This is a genomic window from Collinsella aerofaciens, assembly GCF_032584215.1.
Taxonomy (GTDB): Bacteria; Actinomycetota; Coriobacteriia; order Coriobacteriales; family Coriobacteriaceae; genus Collinsella.
Map to the genome: position 1 here is coordinate 47,828 of NZ_JAWHPN010000007.1, position 20,404 is coordinate 68,231.

The window sequence follows — 20,404 nt, forward strand, 5'->3', positions numbered from 1 at the left end:
ATATTTGCTATTTTTTGACCACAGGCCCCAATGACTAGGTTTATTCCACGGTGCCGTAGATGGCGCCCCAGCCGTGGGCGGCCAAGGCGGAGTTGAGCTGGTCGCAAAGTGACTGGCGGTCGTAATAGCCGGGCGGTAGCAGGTTCACGATTTCCATGAGATCGGGCGCCAGGTCCAAGATTTCGGCCTGTACGATCAGATCCAGGCGGTCGATGGCGTGGCGGTCGTAAAACAGTCCGTCGACCAGGCGCTGCAGGTCGCCGAATTCCTCGGCCTGGAACGATCCATACTCCATAGTGCCTCCTTGGGCGTCCCACGCCGGCATGCGCGGCGATTCGTAATTTATTGCGATGGACTTAATCTATCACGGCTTCATAACGTTGCGGCGGTGGCGGTCTATACTTAGACGAACTGCAACGTACCGCTTCGCGAAAGGTCGCACCCATGCAGACGATCTACCAGAAGATGGAAACCACCGAACTCGATGCTGCCATCGAGGCACTCAAAGCCGAGGTCGCCGAGGTCAAGGCCAAGGGTCTGGCGCTCGACATGGCCCGCGGCAAGCCGTCGCCCTCCCAGGTGGACATCTCGCGCCCCATGCTCGATATCCTCAATGCCGATGCCGATCTGCACGACGGCAATGTCGACTGCTCCAACTACGGCTGCTTTGAGGGCATTCCCTCGGCACGCAAGCTGGCGGGGGAGTTCCTGGGTTGCCCCGCCGAGCAGACGCTCGTGCTGGGTTCGTCGAGCTTGCTGATCGAGCACGATATTGCCGGTATGTTCTGGCGTTGCGGCTCGTGCGGCAGCGAGCCCTGGGAGGCTTATGAGGCCGCGCACGACGGCAAGAAGGTCAAGTTCCTGTGCCCCGTTCCCGGCTACGACCGCCACTTTGGCATCACCGCCGATCTGGGTATCGAGAACGTCCCCGTCGCGATGACCGACAACGGTCCCGACATGGACGAGGTCGAGCGCTTGGTTGCCGCCGACGATTCCATCAAGGGCATCTGGTGCGTGCCCAAGTATTCCAACCCCACGGGCATCACCTTTAGCGAGGACACCGTGCGCCGCCTGGTCGAGATGCCCACGGCTGCACCCGATTTCCGCATCTTCTGGGACAACGCCTACTGCGTGCACGACCTGTACGACGAGACCGACGAGCTCGCCAACATCTTCGACCTCGCTCGCGCGGCGGGCACCGAGGACCGCGTGGTGGCTTTTGCCTCGACGTCCAAGATTACCTTCCCGGGCGCCGGCATCGGCTTCATCGGTGCGAGCCCCGCGGTCATCGCCGAGTTCTCCAAGCGCCTGAAGGCCGGCCTCATCAGCGCCGACAAGCTCAACCAGCTGCGCCACGTGCGCTTCCTTCCCACCATCGAGGCGGTCAAGGAGCACATGAAAAAGCATGCCGAGTTCCTGCGTCCGCGCTTTGAGGCCGTTGAGCGCAAGCTCACCGAGGGCCTGGGCGATACGGGCTGTGCCACCTGGACGCACCCCCGCGGCGGCTACTTTGTAAGCTTCGATGGTCCCGAGGGCTCGGCCCAGAAGGTCGCCGCGCTTTGCGCCGACCTGGGCGTCAAGCTCACGCCGGCCGGTGCCACCTGGCCCTATGGCAAGGATCCGCGCGATACCAACATCCGTATTGCGCCGAGCTATCCCACGGTCGAGGACCTGGAGGCCGCGCTCGACGTGCTGGTGCTGGCCGTTAAGCTTGTCGCTGCCGAGCTTGCTCGTGCCGAGCGCGCCTAACGCCTAGGGCCCCGCAAGTCCGCGCCCAGTACTATCCGCACTTTCGATACGTAAAGGAGCGTATACATGGATTTGGGTATTTCCACCAACCCCACGCCGGAGATCTACACCATTAAGGTAACCGGCGAGATCGATATCTCTAACGCCGATAGCCTGCGCAATGCTATCGACCTGGCGCTCGAGCAGCCCACTGAGGCCGTTGAGCTCGATTTTGCCCAGGTGAGCTACATCGATTCGACGGGCATTGGCGTGCTCGTGGGCGCCGCGCACCACGCGGTCGACCACGGTAAGCGCTTTAGCTGCACTAATGTGCAGCCCCAGGTGATGCGCGTGGTTCAGCTGCTGGGCGTCGACCAGGAGATTTCGATCACGGCGGCATAATCTTTGCCCCCAAAAGGGCGTGCCGTTTGGCATATGTTTGTGATGCGCTCGGACGTTTTGGCGTCCGGGCGCTATACTTGACCGAATGAATAGACGAGTTCCGGCCGAATGGCGCGGTGCGGGCTCGACTCACATCGAGCCTTGGAGGTATGTGTGTTTGGTATTGGAGAGGGTGAGCTCGCGATCATCGTGGTCTTCGGCTTTTTGCTGTTTGGCCCGGATAAGCTCCCACAGATGGGCCGCACGATCGGCCGTGCCATCCGTCAGTTCCGCGAGACGCAGGAAAAGATGACGGCCGTTGTTCAGTCCGAGATTATCGATCCGGTAAGCGAGGCCGCTTCGGCACCGGTCAAGCCCAAGAAGACTGCCGTCGATGACGATTCCGATGCGGACGAGGATGCCGTCGAGGCGGCAGCGCCCGCCAAGAAGGAGACCTTTGCCGAGCGTCGCGCCCGTCTTGCTGCCGAGAAGGCCGCGAGCGAGGCTGCCGCCGAGGGCGAGGGTGCTGCTGAGGAGTCCGAGGCCGAGGGTGCCGAGCCTGCCGCTGCCGCCGAGCCTGTCGTCGAGCCCGAGCCTGCTGCAGAGCCGGAGTCCGAGCCCGAGCCGGCAGAGCCCACGACGGCTGACCTCTACGCCCGTCGTCCCCGCAAGCGCAAGGCCGTCGTCGACCAGCTCGCTCGCGAGCTCGAGGCCGAGGACGACGCCGCTGCCGCCGATGCCCCGAAGGGAGGCGATGAGTAATGCCTATCGGACCCGCGCGCATGCCGCTCTTCGATCACCTGGGAGAGCTTCGTCGCCGCCTGACCATCGTGGTCGTGTCGGTGTTTGCCGCCGCCATCGTGCTGTATTTCGCCACGCCCGTGGTGCTCGACATCTTGGAAGACCCCATCCGCTCCTTTGTGCCGGACGGTAAGTTCTACATCACCACCACGCTCGGCGGTTTTGGTCTGCGCTTTTCGCTGGCCATCAAGATGGCCGTTGTCATGTGCACGCCCATGATCATCTGGCAGATTCTGGCGTTTTTCCTGCCGGCGCTTCGCCCCAACGAGCGCAAGTGGGTCGTGCCCACGGTGCTCGCCTCGACGGTGCTGTTCTTCCTGGGTGCCATCTTCTGCTACTTCATCATCATCCCCGCGGGCTTTGAGTGGCTCATCGGCGAGACCTCGGCCGTTGCAACCGCGCTGCCCGATCTGGAGAACTACGTCAACATGGAGCTGCTCTTTATGATCGGCTTTGGTGTGGCGTTTGAGCTGCCGCTCATCATCTTCTACCTGTCCGTCTTCCACATCGTGTCCTACGCGGCTTTCCGCAGCGCCTGGCGCTACGTGTACGTGGGCCTGCTCGTGGGCTCGGCTGTGATCACGCCCGACGGCTCGCCCGTTACGCTGGGCCTCATGTACGGCGCCCTGCTCTCGCTCTACGAGATCTCGCTCGCCATCGCCCGCGTGGTCATTACCGCGCGCGAGGGCAAGGAGGGCCTGTTTGTGAGCCGTCTGGACCTGTTCTCGGACGATGAGGACGACGAGGAGTAAATCGGTATGCACGAGGTTGGCATTGTCAACGGCATACTCGATACAGTGATTCGCGCGGCGCGTGGGGCGGGGGCCTCGCGCGCCGTTTTGGTAACGCTGCGTATCGGGGATATGACCGAGGTTGTGCGCGAGGCGCTCGACTTTGCGTGGGAGACATTTCGTGACGAGGACCCGCTCACGCGAGGCTGCGAGCTTGCCGTGGAGGAAGTCCATCCACAAAGCGAGTGTCTGGACTGCGGGGAGGTCTTTGAGCACGATCGCTTCCATTGCCGCTGTCCCCAATGTGGCGGCGCCAACGTGCGTCTGCTGCACGGCCGCGAGCTCGACATCGCAAGTATCGAAATCGAAACCCCCGACGATTAGCCCGCTAGCCATCTGGTGATGGTGTATAAAGGGGCCAAAGTAAGGAGTGCCGAGTATGGCTGAGAAAACGATTGATATCGCGTCGCCGATTCTGTCGCGCAACGAGCGCCTGGCAGATCAGCTGCGACAGCGATTTAAAGAGACAAACACCTATGTGATCAATGTGCTGTCGAGCCCCGGTTCGGGCAAGACCACCACGATCCTGGGCACCAACGAGCGCCTGCGCGACAAGGCTGGCCTGCGCTGTGCCGTCATCGAGGGCGATATTGCCTCGGATGTCGACGCCATCACCATGAAGGAAGCCGGCATGCCCGCCATCCAGATCAACACGGGTGGCCTGTGCCACCTCGAGGGCAACATGATCATGGAGGCCGTTGACGCGTTCGACCAGGCCGTCGGTCTGGAGAGCATCGACGTCATCTTTATCGAAAACGTGGGCAACTTGGTCTGCCCGGTCGACTTTGACCTGGGTGAGAACCTGTCCATCATGATTCTCTCGGTGCCCGAGGGCGACGACAAGCCCATCAAGTACCCGGGCATCTTCCAGCACGCTGGCGCGCAGCTGCTCAATAAGGTCGACGTGGCCCCGGCTTTCGATTTTGACATGGATAGGTATACTAAGACACTCGATGACCTCAATCCGCAGGCGCCGCGGTTTGCCGTGAGCGCGCGCAAGGGCGAGGGCATGGATGCCTGGTGCGATTGGCTCATCGGGCAGATCGAGCAAGCAAGGGCGTAAATCGGCCGCCATACGGGCGGGCGTAGCCGCAGAGACACGAGATAGGAGCCTCTTTTGAAGCTCATCATCGCCGAGAAAAATGACGCCGCGCGTCAGATCGCCGAGCGGCTGTCCACGGGTAAGCCCAAAAAGGACAAGGTGTACAACACCGCCATCTACCGTTTTGAGTGGAAGGGCGAGGAGTGCGTGACGATCGGTCTTGCCGGTCACATCCTTGCACCCGATTTTTGCGACAGCGTGCTGTTCGATGAAAAGCTGGGTTGGTATTCGGTCACCGAGGACGGTGAGATGCTGCCGGCCGACATGCCCGATGGCCTGGCGCGTCCGCCCTATGACACCAAGCGCAAGCCGTTCCTTGCCGATGGCATCTCCATCAAGGGCTGGAAGCTCGAGAGTCTGCCGTATCTCACCTGGGCACCCGTCATTAAGCTGCCGGCCGAGAAGGAACTCATCCGCTCGCTTAAGAACCTCGCCAAAAAGTCCGACAGCGTCATCATCGCCACGGACTTCGATCGCGAGGGCGAGCTGATCGGTTCGGACGCCCTCAACAAGGTGCGCGAGGTGGCGCCCGACTTGCCGGTCGCCCGCGCCCAGTATTCTTCGTTTACCAAGGCCGAGATCACGCAGGCCTTCGATAACCTTGTCTCGCTCGACCAGAACCTGGCCGACGCCGGCGAGAGCCGTCAGCACATCGACCTCATTTGGGGTGCGGTGCTCACGCGCTACCTGACGCTCGCCAAGTTTGGCGGCTTTGGCAACGTGCGTTCCGCCGGCCGCGTGCAGACGCCGACGCTTGCCCTGGTGGTCGAGCGCGAACGCGAGCGCATGGCGTTTGTGCCCGAGGACTATTGGCAGATTCGCGGCATGGGCGCCGCGCAAGGCGCTGCCGAGGACGATCGCTTTAAGATCGCGCACAAGACGGCGCGCTTTACCGACAAGGATGCTGCTGAGACGGCGTACGGTCACGTTGACGGTGCCAAGACGGCAACCGTCGCCGCGGTGACCAAGCGCTCGCGCAAGCAGCAGCCGCCCACGCCGTTTGCGACCACCTCGCTGCAGGCTGCCGCCGCAGCCGAGGGTATCTCGCCTGCGCGTACCATGCGCATCGCCGAGTCCCTCTACATGGCGGGCCTCATCAGCTACCCGCGTGTCGACAATACCGTATACCCCGCGACGCTTGATCTGGGCGCTGTGGTGAGTGACCTTGCAAAGATCAACCCGGCGCTGGCGCCCGTGTGCAAAAAGGTCCTCGCCGGCCCCATGAAGCCCACGCGCGGCAAGGTCGAGACCACCGACCACCCGCCTATCTATCCCACGGGCGAGGGCGATCCGTCCACGCTCGACGGCGGCCAGCGCAAGCTCTACGACCTCATCGCCCGCCGCTTCCTAGCGACGCTTATGGGTCCCGCGACCATCGAAAACACTAAGCTCGAGCTCGACGTGAACGGTGAGCCGTTCGTGGCTTCGGGCGATGTGCTCGTGACCCCGGGTTTCCGCGAGGCGTACCCGTACGGACTCAAGCGCGACGAGCAGATGCCGCCGCTGGAGCAGGGCGATACGGTCGACGTGTTCGACATTAAGCTCGAGGCCAAGCAGACCGAGCCGCCCGCGCGCTACAGCCAGGGCAAGCTCGTGCAGGAGATGGAAAAGCGCGGCCTGGGCACCAAGTCCACGCGCGCGAGCATCATCGAGCGCCTGTACGCCGTGCGCTATCTCAAAAACGATCCCGTGGAGCCGAGCCAGCTGGGCATCGCCATCATCGACGCACTGACGCAGTTTGCCCCGCGCATCACGAGCCCCGATATGACCAGCGAGCTCGATGGCGACATGACCCGTGTGGAGCGCGGCGAGGATACCGAAGAGCATGTCGTGACGCACTCGCGCGCGCTGCTGGCTGGCGTGCTCGACGAGCTGCTCAAGCATACGCAGGAGCTGGGCGACGCCATCAGCGACGCCGTCACGGCCGATGCGCGCGTGGGCGCCTGCCCCAAGTGCGGCAAGGACCTGGTTATGAAGACGAGCGCCAAGACCCGTGGCAGCTTCATTGGCTGCATGGGCTGGCCCGACTGCGACGTGACCTATCCGGTGCCGAGCGGCGTCAAGGTGAGCCCGCTCGAGGGCGAGGCCGCCGTGTGTCCCGAGTGCGGTGCGCCGCGCATTAAGTGTCAGCCGTTCCGCCAGAAGGCCTTCGAGATTTGCGTGAACCCCACATGCCCCACCAACTACGAGCCCGACCTTAAGGTGGGCGAGTGCAAGGTGTGTGCCGAGGCCGGACGCCATGGCGACCTGATCGCGCACAAGAGCGAGAAGAGCGGCAAGCGTTTTATCCGCTGCACCAACTATGACGATTGCGGCGTGAGCTATCCTCTACCGGCGCGCGGTAAGCTCGAGGCGACGGGTGAGACCTGCCCCGAGTGCGGCGCCCCCATCGTGGTGGTCAACACGGCGCGCGGCCCGTGGCGCATCTGCGTGAACATGGACTGCCCGACCAAGGAGAAGAAGCCCGCCCGCGGCCGCAAGACCACGACTAAGGCGAGCACGGCCAAGAAGACGACGGCGGCCAAGAAGACGACGGCTAAGAAAGCAACTGCCGCCAAGAAGACGACCGCGAAGAAGTCGACTACCAAGAAAGCAGCCGCCGACAAGTAACGGCGCAGTCGAAACATTGCCCAAAAAAACGAGCGAGGACCCCGCGATCCTCGCTCGTTTTTTTTGACCGGCAGTTAGGGACGTTCCTTTTCTGCCGGCAGTTTAGGAACGTCCCTTACTGCCGGCTCGGGAACGACAGAGCGCTAGTTCACCTCGACAGGCTTGGCGCCGGGATAGCGCTCCTCAAAGTCTAGGCGGTACTTATTGTCATTGGTGCCCGCCACGTTGTCGCGCGACAGCGGCGCCACGATCTCATTCTTGTGGTCCGCAGGCTTGGCGTATTTCAGGCTGATCTCCCAGGCATCACAGATTGCGTCAATGCGGTGATCCAGGTCGTCGTACAGGGCGATGATGTCCTTCCAGGAGCTGTAGTTCTTGGAGCTCGTCGGAACGTCTAGGTCCTCGACGATGTCGTAATACTGCTCGATGGTGTCCTCCGTGCGCTCGGCGACGTCGGCGAGATTTTGACGGGTGGTTCGATCCTCTTCCAGATAGCTGCCGTTGAAGTTCTGCGCGCAGCCACGGACGTAGCTGTCGAGGTCTTCGAGCAAGTCGTAGTATTCGCTCAGTCGGCGGTAGAGATTCTGCTCGGAGAGCGTTGCTTCGCCGCCATCCTCGTCGTCATCGTCATCATCGTCGTACAGGCTGTTGGGATCGCCGAGAGGCTTTAGGTCATCGTCGTCGACGTCATGGTGCAGCTTAGCTACCTCGGCAGACGTCTGCGTGGCGGCGTTGTCGAAAGGCTTGATCACAAAGAAAACGACCAGGGCGATGATGATCGCCACCAGCACAACGATAACGGCGATAAGCGGCCCGGTGCCGCTCTTTTTGGGAGCGGGGGTCTGTGGCGAAGCGGGCGCGTATGCGGGAGCCGGCTGCTGTTGGGGCGAGTCGCTCGCGACGAGTATGCGCTGCGTGGTCTCGACGGCCGCGGGGCCTGCGGCGGGGTCGGGGCGATAGGCGAGGGGGTCGTCCGCCTTGACTTGCGGCGTATCAAGGGAGCCGGTCTGCTCAAAAGCGGGCTGGCTATCGCTCGCGGTTGTTTGCTCAACAGGTGCACCGCACGAGGTGCAGAACTTGGCATTATCTGCAAGAAGCTTGCCGCACGAGGCGCAATACCGAGACATTGCCACTCCTTTCGCCACATTTCAATGCAATACGACGATTATACCCAGCGTCCAAAATTCCCCATCATAAGTTGCGGTGAAATAGGGACTGTTTGGCGGTCTCAGAGCTTCAATCAGTCCCTATTTCACCGCAACTTCGGGGATGCCTCGATGGCTAGGTTGTGGGGGTCATTGGGGACGTTCTTAAACGACTAGTCATTCAAGAACGTCCCCAATGACTAGGTGGGGTTTGGGACGCGCCTGCCCCTGGGGTATCATGGCTTGGTTGATATATCTGCATTTACGCGCCTTGTAGGAAGGGGCTGCGCCCATGGCTTTTGTGCCCGCTCAACATAGCTTCATTACGCTCGAGGGTGTCGATGGCGCCGGTAAATCTACGCAGGCGCGCCTGCTTGCCCGTGCGCTCGAGCTCGCTGGCTACCAGGTTGTGAGCCTGCGCGAGCCGGGCGGTACCGCCATCAGCGAAAAGATCCGTGCTCTGCTGCTCGACCCCGCCAATACGGCGATGGGCGACACTTGCGAGCTGCTGCTGTATGAGGCCGCCCGTGCCCAGCTAGTGCATGAGGTTATCGCGCCCGCCCTCGCGGCCGGCAAGGTGGTCCTGTGCGACCGCTTCTACGATTCCACGACCTGCTATCAGGCGTTTGCCGACGGCCTCGATCGTCAGATGGTGCGCGATGCCAACAACCTGGCCGTCGCGGGTACGCACCCGGCGCTCACACTCGTCTACCACATCACGCCCGAGCAGGCGGCGCTGCGCATGGCAGCCCGTGGTGCGGCAGATCGCATGGAGGCTAAGGGCATGGCCTTCCAAGAGCGCGTCTACCAGGGATTTTGCGCCATTGCCGCCGAGGAGCCAAACCGCGTAAAGCTCATCGACGCGACCGCGTCCATCGAGGAAGTCTTCGCGCAGACGGTCGAGCGGGTTCGCGCCTACGGCCTCGACATTTCCCAGGACGCCGTCACCGCTGCGCTTGCCCAGGAGGCCGAGTAGCATGGCCCCCGCTCAGGCAAGTCTGCTGGCCAAGCTCGACACCCAAGAGCGCGTGCGCGACTTTTTGACCAATGCCGTCGCCAGCGGTCGCGCATCGCACGCCTACCTGTTTTTGGGCGCGCCCGGCGCGGGCAAGCTCGACGCCGCGTGGGCGCTCGCCCAAGCCTTCCTGTGCGAGCAGGATGGCTGCGGCTCATGCGACAGTTGTGTGCGCGTTGCTCGCCATACGCACCCCGACGTGCACTATTACACGCCCGAGAGCGCCACGGGCTACCTCATTGCCCAGACCCGCGAGCTGCTCGACGACGTGCCGCTGGCACCCATCCGCGCCAAGGCCAAGGTCTACATCATCGACCGTGCCGAGCAGCTGCGCGCCAACACCGCCAACGCGCTGCTCAAGACACTCGAGGAGCCGCCCGAGGGCGTTATGTTTATCTTGTTGGGCACCTCGGCAGACGTGATGTTGCCCACCATCGTGAGCCGCTGCCAGTGCGTGCCGTTTCGGCTGGTATCGCCCGCCGTCGCCGCGCAGGCCGTGAGCCGCGCCACCGGTCAGGACCCCGCGCGTTGCCGCATGGCCGTCGCCGTGGCGGGAAGCCCCACGCGTGGCATCGAGTTCCTCAAGAGCGCCGAGCGCCAGGACGCCCGCCGTCAGATGGTTCGCGCCATCGATTCGCTCATCGCCGCCGACGAGGCCGACGTGCTCAGCCGTGCCAAGTCACTCATCGTCGCCGTTAAGGCGCCGCTCGCCGAGGTCAAGTCCACGCAGGAAAAGGTGCTCGAGCAAAACGCCGACTACCTGTCGCGTGGAGCATTGAAGCAGCTTGAGGACCGCAACAAGCGCGAACTCAACGCGCGCGAGCGTTCGGGTATTATGGAAGCGCTGGCGAGCGCGCGGACGCTCATGCGCGACGTGCTGCTGACGCTTCAGGACGAGGCGGCAGACGTTGTGAATGAGGACGTGCGCGACACGATCGGGCGGCTTGCCGCCGCGACGAATGTTGCGGGTGCCACGCGGGCGCTCGAGGCGGTCGCAACCGCCGAGCGCAACATCGCCAGAAACGTTACTCCCCAGCTGGCCATCGAGGTCATGCTGTTCGATATCAGGAAGGCACTGAAATGCCGTTAGTCGTACCCGTTAAGTTTACCTACGCCTCGCGCGACCTGTGGTTCGATCCGCAGGATCTGGATATCCTCGAGGCCGATTATGCCATTTGCTCCACCGAGCGCGGAACCGAGATTGGCCTGGTCACGGCCGATCCCTTTGAGGTGCCGCAAGACGAGATCGGTCAGCCGCTCAAGCCCGTGCTGCGCGTGGCGAGCGACATCGACCTCCAGCTTGCCGACGACCTGGCCATCCAGGGCGACGAGGCCATGGTCGACTTCCGCCGCCTGGTCAAGGAGCTCGACCTCGAGATGAAGCCGGTGGGCGTCGAGTACCTGTTTGGCGGCGAGAAGGCCGTGTTCTACTTTGCGGCCGAGGAGCGCGTCGATTTTCGCCAGCTCGTCAAGGATCTGTCCTCGACGCTGCACATTCGCGTCGACATGCGCCAGATCGGCGTGCGCGACGAGACCCGCCTGGTGGGCGGCTATGCCCAGTGCGGACAGGAGCTCTGCTGCACGCGCTTTGGCGGACAGTTTGAGCCCGTCTCGATTCGCATGGCAAAAGAGCAAGACCTGCCGCTCAATTCCTCCAAGATCAGCGGCGTGTGCGGTCGTCTGATGTGCTGCCTGCGCTACGAGTTCGAGGCCTACAAGGACTTTAAGAGCCGTGCGCCCAAAAAGAAGACGCTCATCGATACGCCGCTTGGCAAGGCGCGTATCCAGGAGTATGACACGCCGCGTGAGCAGCTGGTGCTGCGCCTGGAGAACGGCAAAGTCTTTAAGGTCAACCTAGCCGATATGACGTGCTCGGAGGGCTGCAAAAAGAAGGCCGCCGAGCAGGGCTGCAACTGCCGCCCCGACTGCGTGACACGCGACGTGCTCGAGCGCATCGAGTCGCCCGAGATGCGCCTGGCGCTCATGGAGCTCGATCGCGAAAACGGCGTCGATGTGGGCGATGGCCTGTCGAGTGCCGACCGTCTGGCCGGCACGTCGATGCCCAAGCGCCGTCGTCGCGATGCTGAATCCGATGCTCGCGCCGGTCAGGGTCAGGGCGAGGGCCGTGGCCGCGGAAAAGGCCGCGGTAAGGCCGAGACACCCGAGGCCGAGGGGGCGGCCGATGGCCGTCGCCGTCGCAAGCGCGCGGGCTCGGGCGATGCTACCGAGGTTGCAGCCGCGGGCAAGAACGCCTCTCGCGAGCGCGAGGTTCAGCAGCCCCAGCAGCAGAATCGCGGCGGCGGCATGAACCCCACACGTCGCCGCCGCCGTCATCTGTCGAGCGAGGAGCGCGAGGACGCCTTCCGCGCCGCAGCTGCTCGCGAGGCCGGTGCCGCTTCCAAGGGCGCCTCGGCCTCCGATGCGCCTGTCGACAAGAGCGGCAAGTCACGTGGCGAGGAGGAGCGCGCGCCGCGTCCGCGCCGTCGCCATTCCTCGGGCGCGCAACAGAAGCCCTCAGTGCCCTCCGTGGCCGATCAGGTCTCGGATGGCGAGGTCAAGGTCACGCGCCGTCGTCCCGGGGATGGCGGGGGAGCGGCTGCCAAGGCTTCGCGTGGCGCCGCTCGCGACGAGCGCGAGCCGCGCGAGAATCGCGGTGGCGAGGGCTCGGCCGACCAGGGTCAAAAGCGCCGTCGCCGTCGTCGTTCCCGCAAGCCGCGCCAGGATGGTGGCGAGGGCTCGACCCCGTCTTCGTCCGCACCACAACCGCCCGCCGGCGAATAACGCCCGCGAGCGGATTTAGCCCGCCTTGCCCCGAGCGCATCGGGGTATCATAGCGCCGAATCAACAACCCTCCCCGCGACCGAACGTAGGGAGGGTTGTGTCTTGAAGAGCCATCTGAACATATTGAGCCGTCTGCAGGGAGCCGGTGCCCTACCGTTTGCGGACGAATTGCTACCGTTTGCCGAGCACGCGACGTACGAGGCGCTCGAGGCATTGTCGCCAACACGATGTACCGGCTGCGAGCGCGCCGGTGCGCTTATTTGCCAAGACTGCCTGGCCGCGCTCACGCTCATCGACCCACGTCATAGCTGCACCCGATGCGGCGCCCCGTTTGGGGATTTGCTGTGCACTGAGTGTTCGGTCGAGGGCACGTCCTCGGCAATGGCGGAGGCGCTCGACCGCTGCCTGGCGTGCGCCGTCTATGCGCATCCGCTGCCGCGCATCATTAAAGCGTACAAGGACGCGGGCGAGCGACGTCTGGCTCCGTATCTGGCGGAGCTGCTCTACGACACCGCCCTGCATGCCCAGGTCGTAGCGCCCGATCGCTATGGAGGTGTGCTGTCCGGCGCGGATGCGGTGGTGTTTGTGCCTGCGACGGCGGCAGCGTTTCGGCGGCGTGGTTTTGATCATATGGAGGCCATTGCGCGCCCATTTTGCGAGCTGTCGGGTGTTCCCCTGCTCGATGCTCTCGTCAAGTACGGGCATGGCGACCAGCGCGAACTCGGTCGTGAGGAGCGCCGCGAGCGTGCCCGAGGTATGTACGAGACGGTTGAGGACGTGCACGGCCGCCGCCTGCTGCTTATCGACGACGTTATCACCACGGGTGCGACGATGGCAGCGGCTTCGGCGGAACTCAAGCGCGCCGGTGCCACGGCCGTTGATGGCCTCGCTATCGCACGCGTTTGGTAGGGGTGGTTCAGATGGCAATAAAGATCGGGCAGCGTGGCAAGCCTGCAAGCGAGCAGCTGGCTGCTTCCGTAATTCTGACGGGCGCCTCGGCGCTACGCATGATGCGCGCCGAGCGCCGACAAATGGGTTACATCAGCTGGAGGGACCTCAGTCCCGATGAAGAGTGCCGTGTGCTGAGCGCGTCGTCGCCCTCGATCGAGGACATCTATCTTCTCGACTTGGTGCGGATTGGGGCCGCAAGCGGCGAGGTGCAAGAAGATCTTTGCTTGCTGGTGGGATCTGCGGCGCAGCGCCGCCGCATCCCTGGCGTGAGCTGGTCCGTGTGTTCCGGGTTGCCCGCCGGCTCGATTCTAGAGGTGGAACCGGGGGTGTACAGTCTATCTCCCGAGGCCCTTTGTGTTGCCATCGCGCGCGAGGTCGGCTGCATCCAGGCGTTTGCCCTGGCCCAGGAACTGTGCTCTAAGATTTCACTGAGCGACCGCGGGAAGCATCTGCCTCCCTACACCTCGCCTGTCGTGAACAAATTGGCAAAGGACAAAGACCAGCCGCCAGATGTCGGTTACTTTGAGGTCGAGTCCGTGCTGACACCCGATCGCCTGGTAGATTACCTCGCGGCATGCAAGGGGAACGCGGCCAAGCAGCTGCGGCGTCTGTGCCCCTATCTTTCGGAAAACCTGCGCTCGCCCATGGAGTGCATCATGCTCGCTCTGTTTTCGCTTCCGTTTTCCTATGGCGGATTTGCCTGCGGTCCCTTTAAGACCGACTACAAGATCGAGTTCGATGACCGTGCGCAGGCAATCTCGGGGATGCCGCATGCAGTTTGCGATGCGTATCAGGAAGCAGCCCAGTTTGACCTGGAATACAACGGTGAGCTGGGCCATTCCTCCCGGAGGGGACGTATCCATGATGAAAAACGCAACACGGGCTTGATTACTATGGGAATCGAGGTCGCGACGGTCAACAACGAAATGCTCTGCGACATGGAAGCGATGGAAGCGCTCGCATGGCGCATCCACCAGCGCATGAGTAAGCGATATCGCAACCGTGTTGACGCTCGCAGAAAGAAGCAAGAGGCGCTATTTAACACGCTGCGGGCGTGTTTTGGGCTTAAGCCGGTCTAATTCACGTCGAAAATAGGGGGTTAATCACATGCCCTGGCCAAAATATGGCAAATATGAGTACTGTCACTAAATCAGTAACAGCAAAATCAAGGAATTTTGAACTCGGAGGCGGCGTAAAGTAAGAAGATAATAAACAAATGTAGAATAACTAAGCATCAGGTTGGCGACTCTGAGCGCAAAATCTGTCCGAGAGGCCAAAATTACCTGTTACTAAATTGGTAACAGTACTCATATTTGCTATTTTTTGGCCACGGCGCCCTAAGACGGGTGTGTTGGGGCTTTCCATAGGGGAGCGACGGGCTCAATCAGAGCACGTGCGGCCCGTCCTGACCTGCGAAATCTGTACTCGCGATGCGAATGACGCCCCTAACCTTAAACTTTAGCTTGAACTTAGCTATAATGCGCTACGTTCCTGCCAGGCTGTGGTTGCGGACGGACGAAATGCCCGTCCTAGTCCAAGACAGACGCGGTCAAAGGGATCCACGTAAGCGACCGCGTGCGCGCGGCGCGATCATGGCGCGTCCTAGATGTAAGCCGCACCGTCCGTTCTACTTTCTTTGGGGCAATACCGCCTCGCGGGCGAGCGGGTCAGTCGTGAAGGTGGCTGCGGCCTCCCGAGCAAACACCCCGGTGCGCAAGTGTGGGGTCAAATACCAGGTCAGCTGGTGGGAACAACCCGATATTCCGCGCAACGCACGGATCGTATACGACACAGAAGGCAGGGTAGTGGACATGGTGAGGGGCAGCTTGATGCACGCGGCTCGGTTAGGTGCTGGGGCCGCAGCGGTCATCGCCGTTTTGGGCCTGAGCGGATGCGCGTTCAACCCGCTGTCTACGTTCACGACTCCTACGATCGACCAGATCGAGTACGAGACCGTCACGCCGGCGGTGTCGGACGATGCCCTGGTCACTCCCGGAACCCTGACGGTCGCCCTCGATACTTCCGATGCGCCGCAGGCAATGCAGGGCGCCGACGGCGAGCTCACGGGATATGCGGTCGACGCCGCCCGCGCCCTCGCAAGCCGCATGGGCCTTAAGGTTGCCTTTGTCGATGCGTCCTCGGCAGGTTCCGCGCTCGGCGACAAAAAGGCCGATATCTTTATCGGCGAGATTAACTCCACGGACGGGGACATTAGCTCGCTCGGCACCTGCCTGTACGATGCCACTTCCGTGTTCGGTAAAACTAGCGATGGTGGGTCGCTAAGCGTTTCCACCGATACCCTTAACACGTCCACCCTGGGCGTTCAGGCGTCCTCGGCCTCGCAGGAGGCGCTTGCCAAGCAGAGCATCACCGCCAACCAAAAGACCTACTCCAACATCAACGAGTGCTTTGAGGCGCTTGAGTCCGGCGAGGTCGACTATGTGATCTGCGACTCCACGGCCGGCGGCTACCTTGCACGCCTGATGAGCGAGGTCTCCTATGTCGGTTCGCTCGAGGCGCCCTCGACGCTTGGTGTTGCGGGCCTCTCATCCAATGACGAACTGTGTCGTGCTGTGAGCGATGCCCTCGACGACATCACGGTCAACGGTACACTCGAGGCAGTCCACTGCGTCTGGTATGGCAGGATGCCCTACGACCTCACCACTAAGACGGTTTCGGGCGCTAACGTGCAGCCGGGCGACTCTGAGTCCGGTGAGACCACGTCCTCCGGCAGCGAGTCCTCCGATTCCAACAATGAGACCGCATCCTCCGAGGACAAATCGTCCAGCCAGGAAGGTGCCATCACCGACGACGACATTAACAAACTCAATAGCTAGTTATTGCTAGGGGTGGTGTCTCCTATACGTTGGAAAGGACACCTCTTCACGGTTTCAACACGCACTGCCGGGCTTCCCCGATGGGGGAGCCCGGCTTTTTCATCCCTATAAAACCAGCAGGTCAAAGCCAATTTTCGAGACCAAATACAAATCTGTGGGCTCCCTCCTATAGCGCACTTTGCCACAGAAAAGTGCGAGACTTCGGTATGCGGTATCAAGCAATCGTTATTCGGGTCTTTAGGAATCCGCGTGATTAAATACACGGCAATGGGTACATAGCCAGTACGGTAAGTCCCCGAGGCAGATTGGAGCCACGTATGGATATCAAGGTTTCTGGACGCAAGACGACGGTAACCGATGCTCTGCGTGCGCATGTGGATGAGAAGATCGGCGAGGCGCTCAAGGTTTTCGATATCGAGCCCATGACGGTCGACGTTGTACTTCGCTATGAGAAGAACCCCTCGAACCCCAACCCGGCAATCGTCGAGGTCACGGTTCGTGCCCGCGGTTCGGTGATTCGCGTTGCCGAGCACGGTGCAGATATGTACGCCGCCATCGACCTCTCCGCCGATAAGGTCACCCGCCAGCTGCGCAAGTTCAAGACCAAGGTCGTGGACAACCGCCAGGGCGGTGCCAGCGCCGCGGATGTCGCGCCGGTCGAGCGCGTCGAGGATCTGGCCGACCTGCTGCTGCCCGAGGAGGAGGACGACCTGCTCGTCCGCGAGAAGGTTATCGACGTCACCCCGATGACTGAGGAGCAGGCGCTGGTGCAGACCGATCTGCTCGGCCACGACTTCTACGTGTTCGAGAACGCGACGACCGGCCTTATCAATGTGGTGTATCACCGTAAGAATGGTGGATATGGCATCATCAAGCCCCGCATCGAAACACTTGACGAGTAAAATACGTTAACTTGCATGAGTTAACGGTTGGCGGCCATCCCATGCGGGTGGCCGCCTTTTTACGTAAGGAGTCGCTTTGATGGACAAGGCCGCATCTACCGGTCATTCGGACCGTTGCCGCATCGTCGTCGATACCTGCTGCGACTTTAGCCCCGAGGTCGCCGCGAACCTCGATGTCGATATCCTGGGTTTCCCCTTCATTATCGATGGCGAGGAGCGCACGGATGACATCTGGTCGAGCATCACGCCCAAGGAGTTTTACGACCGCATGCGCGCTGGTGCCCGCGTGTCCACCTCGGCTGTGTCGCTCGGTCGCTATATCGAGTTCTTTACCGAGTGCGCCAAAGAGGGCACGCCCACGGTCTACCTGTGCTTTACCTCGGCGCTGTCGTCGAGCTACAACTCCGCGTGCCAGGCGGCAGATGCCGTGCGCGCCGAGTATCCCGATTTTGAGCTGTACGTGGTCGACAACGCTCTGCCCTGCGCGACCGGCGCGCTCTTGGCGCTCGAGGCCGTGCGCCAGCGTTCGGCGGGACTGACCGCCAAGCAGCTGGTCGATTGGGCAAACGAGGCAAAGACCTACGTCCACGGCTACTTTACGCTCGAGAGCTTCGACGCACTGGCTGCCGGCGGCCGCATTCCGCCCGCGGCGGCGCAGCTCACGGCAAAGCTCGACGTCAAGCCCGAGCTCTCCTACGACCTGGCCGGCTCGCTGTCGCTGATCGGCGTCAACCGCGGCCGCAAGAAGGCGCTCAAGTCCATCCTCAAGTCGTTCCGCGAGAACTACGTGCCCGATCGCACCATGCCCATCGCCATCATGACGGCCGATGCCGAAAAGGATGGTGACTGGCTCGAAGCCGCCATCCGCAAGGAGGAGGGTTGCGCCGACGTCACGATCATTCGCGGCTCCGTGGGTCCCACCATCGGCTCGCACGTGGGCCCCGGCATGGTGGGCTGCGCGTTTTGGGGTAAGAACCGCGCCGACAAGGCGTCGCTTTCCGACCGTATCGCCCGCCGCGTGCGCGGTCAGTAGGCAAGCGCTGCGTCCGTAATCGCCCTCGACTCACAGCCCAAACGCTGGCACCGAGTATTCAACCTGGTAACAACACCCAACCCAAAAGGAAAGGTTTCATGGCAAACAAGCTCTCCGTCGCATTTATCGGCACCGGAATCATGGGTGCCCCCATCGCCGGCCACATTCTGGACGCCGGCTATTCCGTCACGGTCAACAACCGCACCAAGTCCAAGGCGGCGGCGCTTATCGAGCGCGGCGCCGTCTGGGCAGATACGCCGGCCGATGCCGCGGCGAACGCCGATGTCGTCTTTACCATGGTGGGCTATCCCTCCGAGGTCGAGGAACTCTACCTGGCGGGCGACGGCCTGCTCTCGTGCACTAAGCCCGGCGCGGTCTTGATCGACCTCACCACGAGCTCGCCCGAGCTTGCCCGTGACATTGCCGAGGCCGCCCAGGTTTCTGGTCGCATGGCGTTTGACTGCCCCGTCACCGGCGGCGAGTCGGGCGCTATCGCCGGTACGCTCACGGCTATCGTGGGCGCTACCGAGAGCGACATCGCGCCGGTCCGCGACATCCTTGCCACCTTTGCGGCCAACATCTGCTGCTTCGACGGCGCCGGCAAGGGCCAGGCTGCCAAGCTCGCCAACCAGGTGTCGCTGGGCGCCTGCATGGTCGGCATGGCAGACGCCATGGCATTTGCCGAGTTGAGCGGCCTTGACCTGGAGAAGACCCGCCAGATGATCCTGGGCGGCACCGGCAAGTCCGGCGCCATGGAGAGCCTGGCTCCCAAGGCGCTCGACGGCGACTACAAGCCCGGCTTTATGGTCGAGCACTTTATCAAGGACCTGCGCTTGGCGCTCGCCTATGCCGACGACCGCGAGCTTGCGCTGCCCGGTGCCGACGTGGCCTTTACGCTCTACGACATGCTCGACGCCATCGGTGGTGCCAAGCTGGGTACCCAGGCCGTCACGGTCCTCTATAAGGAGGAGGCCGACGCCATCGCCGCCGGTCTGGACTGGTCGCAGTATCGTCCCGAGGAGCATGGCGCTCACGAGGAAGGCTGCGGTTGCGGCGAGCATGGCGACGATCACGAGTGCGGTTGTGGCCACCACCACGACGAGGGCCACGAGTGCTGCGGCGGCCACGGCCATGATGACGGCCACGAGTGCTGCTGCGGCCACCATCACGGGGAGTAGCGCCCATGAGCTGGACGTTCGTGGTGCTTGCGCTGGTGCTCTTTCTCTTTGCGATCTACATTGGCTTTTTGTGCGGCCAGTGGGCGTGCGAAAAGCGCGTCATCACCAAGCGCGACTACTGGATTGCCAACTTTGCGGGAGCGGCGGCAGTCGTCCTGCTGACCTGGGTGTTCTCACTGTTCCCGCTGGTGCAGTTTGCGCCGATCGGCTGGCTCGGCGGCTTTATCGCCGGCCTTAAGATGAGCTTTGGCGAGTCCGTCGGTCCGTGGCGCAAGCACGACGAGGTCTTTAACGTCAACAAGGCTCACCGTGCCGCCGCCGACGCGGGCGACGCCGAGGAACGCCGCCGTGCGCGTCGCAATGGCGCGGCCGATCGACAGCTCATCTCGGTCACCGATGACAGCAAGGGTGCTGACAAGCACGCTAAGAAATAGTAAAAAGAGGTAACTATGGCAGAAAACAAAGACGAACAGCTCACCGACGAGGAGCTGGCACAGCTCCAGCTGGCAGAGGAGAACGAGAACGCCGTCGACCGCCTGGTCCAGGAGCTCGGCTGCCCCACGCGCCGCATCCGTCAGTTTGCCGCCCGCGTGCTGCACCTGCTTGCCGAGCGCGATCCGCAGCGCGTCGTGCCCTGCGTGCCCGCGCTGATCGAGGCGCTCGACCGCCCCGAGGCTCAGACCCGCTGGGAGGCTCTCGATGCCCTGGCGGCGCTCGCCACCACCTGCCCCGAGCAGCTGGGCGATGCCTTTGAGGGCGCCGAGACCGCGCTGTTCGATGAGATTTCGTCCACGCTGCGCTATGCCGCCTTCCGCCTGCTGTGCGTGTGGGGCGCCACGAGCGTCGAGCGTTCGCGCGAGGCTTGGCCCATCCTGGACGAGGCCATCCAGTGCTACCACGGCGACCTCGAGTATCGCGACATGCTCGGTTGCCTGTACGAGTTTGGCCGGGGCGAGATTGACGCCGAGGTCGCCGAGAAGCTCGCGCTGCGCCTTAAGTTCGATGCCGAGAACGGCAAGGGTAGCTATCTCAAGGCCCGTTCGAGCGAGATTTGCGAAATGCTTGTTAAACGTTTTGGCCTGGATCTCTCCAAAAAGAAGAAGCGTGCTAGCGTAAAAAAATCTGACGACGCCGAAGACGAGGAGTAAC

At 62.6% G+C, this 20,404-nt stretch carries 20 protein-coding genes; 18 read left to right on the forward strand and 2 right to left on the reverse strand.

The window, feature by feature from the left end; translation table 11 throughout:
* Positions 1-40 precede the first annotated feature (40 nt).
* Positions 41-295: a hypothetical protein gene (locus RX395_RS03310; RefSeq protein ID WP_055285533.1), complete on the reverse strand. Its 255-nt coding sequence runs from the start codon at positions 293-295 to the stop codon at positions 41-43.
* 149 nt (positions 296-444) lie between these two features.
* Here RX395_RS03310 and RX395_RS03315 point away from each other — a divergent pair, with 149 nt between their 5' ends.
* From RX395_RS03315 to RX395_RS03345, 7 genes are all read left to right on the forward strand, one after another.
* Entirely contained in the window at positions 445-1,749 is a 1,305-nt protein-coding gene (locus RX395_RS03315) for an aminotransferase class I/II-fold pyridoxal phosphate-dependent enzyme (RefSeq protein WP_022093863.1), read from the forward strand.
* Between the two features lie 66 nt (positions 1,750-1,815).
* Complete coding sequence (locus RX395_RS03320; RefSeq protein ID WP_117769921.1) at positions 1,816-2,130, forward strand: STAS domain-containing protein; 315 nt, start codon at positions 1,816-1,818, stop codon at positions 2,128-2,130.
* Positions 2,131-2,283: 153 nt separating this feature from the next.
* Positions 2,284-2,871, forward strand: a complete 588-nt coding sequence (locus RX395_RS03325) for a twin-arginine translocase TatA/TatE family subunit (RefSeq protein ID WP_316365439.1) — start codon at positions 2,284-2,286, stop codon at positions 2,869-2,871.
* Positions 2,871-3,662, forward strand: coding sequence for a twin-arginine translocase subunit TatC (tatC, locus tag RX395_RS03330; protein ID WP_055285525.1), 792 nt, complete (start codon positions 2,871-2,873; stop codon positions 3,660-3,662). Before RX395_RS03325 ends, tatC begins: the two co-directional genes overlap by 1 nt.
* A 6-nt stretch (positions 3,663-3,668) precedes the next feature.
* Positions 3,669-4,025 (forward strand): hydrogenase maturation nickel metallochaperone HypA, encoded by a 357-nt coding sequence (gene hypA, locus RX395_RS03335; RefSeq protein WP_117565013.1) that lies wholly within the window; start codon positions 3,669-3,671, stop codon positions 4,023-4,025.
* Between the two features lie 55 nt (positions 4,026-4,080).
* Complete coding sequence (gene hypB / locus RX395_RS03340; protein ID WP_117802800.1) at positions 4,081-4,764, forward strand: hydrogenase nickel incorporation protein HypB; 684 nt, start codon at positions 4,081-4,083, stop codon at positions 4,762-4,764.
* 54 nt (positions 4,765-4,818) lie between these two features.
* Complete coding sequence (locus tag RX395_RS03345; RefSeq protein ID WP_316365445.1) at positions 4,819-7,413, forward strand: DNA topoisomerase I; 2,595 nt, start codon at positions 4,819-4,821, stop codon at positions 7,411-7,413.
* Positions 7,414-7,556: 143 nt separating this feature from the next.
* Here RX395_RS03345 and RX395_RS03350 read toward each other — a convergent pair whose 3' ends face one another.
* Entirely contained in the window at positions 7,557-8,540 is a 984-nt protein-coding gene (locus tag RX395_RS03350; RefSeq protein ID WP_316365448.1) for a zinc ribbon domain-containing protein, read from the reverse strand.
* A 310-nt stretch (positions 8,541-8,850) separates the two neighbouring features.
* On the opposite strand from RX395_RS03350, the gene tmk reads away from it, so the two are divergent.
* The 11 genes from tmk to RX395_RS03405 all read left to right on the forward strand — a co-directional run bounded on the left by tmk (position 8,851) and on the right by RX395_RS03405 (position 20,403).
* On the forward strand, positions 8,851-9,534 hold the full coding sequence (gene tmk, locus RX395_RS03355; RefSeq protein WP_215693301.1) for a dTMP kinase: 684 nt from the start codon (positions 8,851-8,853) through the stop codon (positions 9,532-9,534).
* A 1-nt stretch (position 9,535) separates the two neighbouring features.
* On the forward strand, positions 9,536-10,663 hold the full coding sequence (locus RX395_RS03360) for a DNA polymerase III subunit (RefSeq protein ID WP_195240967.1): 1,128 nt from the start codon (positions 9,536-9,538) through the stop codon (positions 10,661-10,663).
* Positions 10,654-12,354 carry a PSP1 domain-containing protein gene (locus RX395_RS03365; RefSeq protein WP_316365454.1) on the forward strand — a complete coding sequence of 567 codons (1,701 nt, stop codon included), beginning with the start codon at positions 10,654-10,656 and terminating at the stop codon, positions 12,352-12,354. The genes RX395_RS03360 and RX395_RS03365 overlap by 10 nt, the downstream gene beginning before the upstream one ends.
* A 102-nt stretch (positions 12,355-12,456) precedes the next feature.
* A complete protein-coding gene (locus tag RX395_RS03370; protein WP_316365456.1) occupies positions 12,457-13,263 on the forward strand; it encodes a ComF family protein in 807 nt (268 codons plus the stop codon).
* Between the two features lie 11 nt (positions 13,264-13,274).
* Positions 13,275-14,384, forward strand: a complete 1,110-nt coding sequence (locus tag RX395_RS03375) for a hypothetical protein (protein WP_316365458.1) — start codon at positions 13,275-13,277, stop codon at positions 14,382-14,384.
* A 750-nt stretch (positions 14,385-15,134) separates the two neighbouring features.
* Positions 15,135-16,142 carry a substrate-binding periplasmic protein gene (locus RX395_RS03380; RefSeq protein WP_316365459.1) on the forward strand — a complete coding sequence of 336 codons (1,008 nt, stop codon included), beginning with the start codon at positions 15,135-15,137 and terminating at the stop codon, positions 16,140-16,142.
* A gap of 317 nt (positions 16,143-16,459) precedes the next feature.
* Positions 16,460-17,044: a ribosome hibernation-promoting factor, HPF/YfiA family gene (gene hpf / locus RX395_RS03385; protein WP_035137685.1), complete on the forward strand. Its 585-nt coding sequence runs from the start codon at positions 16,460-16,462 to the stop codon at positions 17,042-17,044.
* Between the two features lie 79 nt (positions 17,045-17,123).
* Positions 17,124-18,077, forward strand: coding sequence for a DegV family protein (locus RX395_RS03390; RefSeq protein WP_271744024.1), 954 nt, complete (start codon positions 17,124-17,126; stop codon positions 18,075-18,077).
* A 98-nt stretch (positions 18,078-18,175) separates the two neighbouring features.
* Entirely contained in the window at positions 18,176-19,255 is a 1,080-nt protein-coding gene (locus RX395_RS03395) for an NAD(P)-dependent oxidoreductase (protein ID WP_316365463.1), read from the forward strand.
* Between the two features lie 5 nt (positions 19,256-19,260).
* Positions 19,261-19,689: a hypothetical protein gene (locus RX395_RS03400; protein WP_117817241.1), complete on the forward strand. Its 429-nt coding sequence runs from the start codon at positions 19,261-19,263 to the stop codon at positions 19,687-19,689.
* A 15-nt stretch (positions 19,690-19,704) separates the two neighbouring features.
* Complete coding sequence (locus RX395_RS03405) at positions 19,705-20,403, forward strand: hypothetical protein (RefSeq protein ID WP_022094616.1); 699 nt, start codon at positions 19,705-19,707, stop codon at positions 20,401-20,403.
* Position 20,404 lies beyond the last annotated feature (1 nt).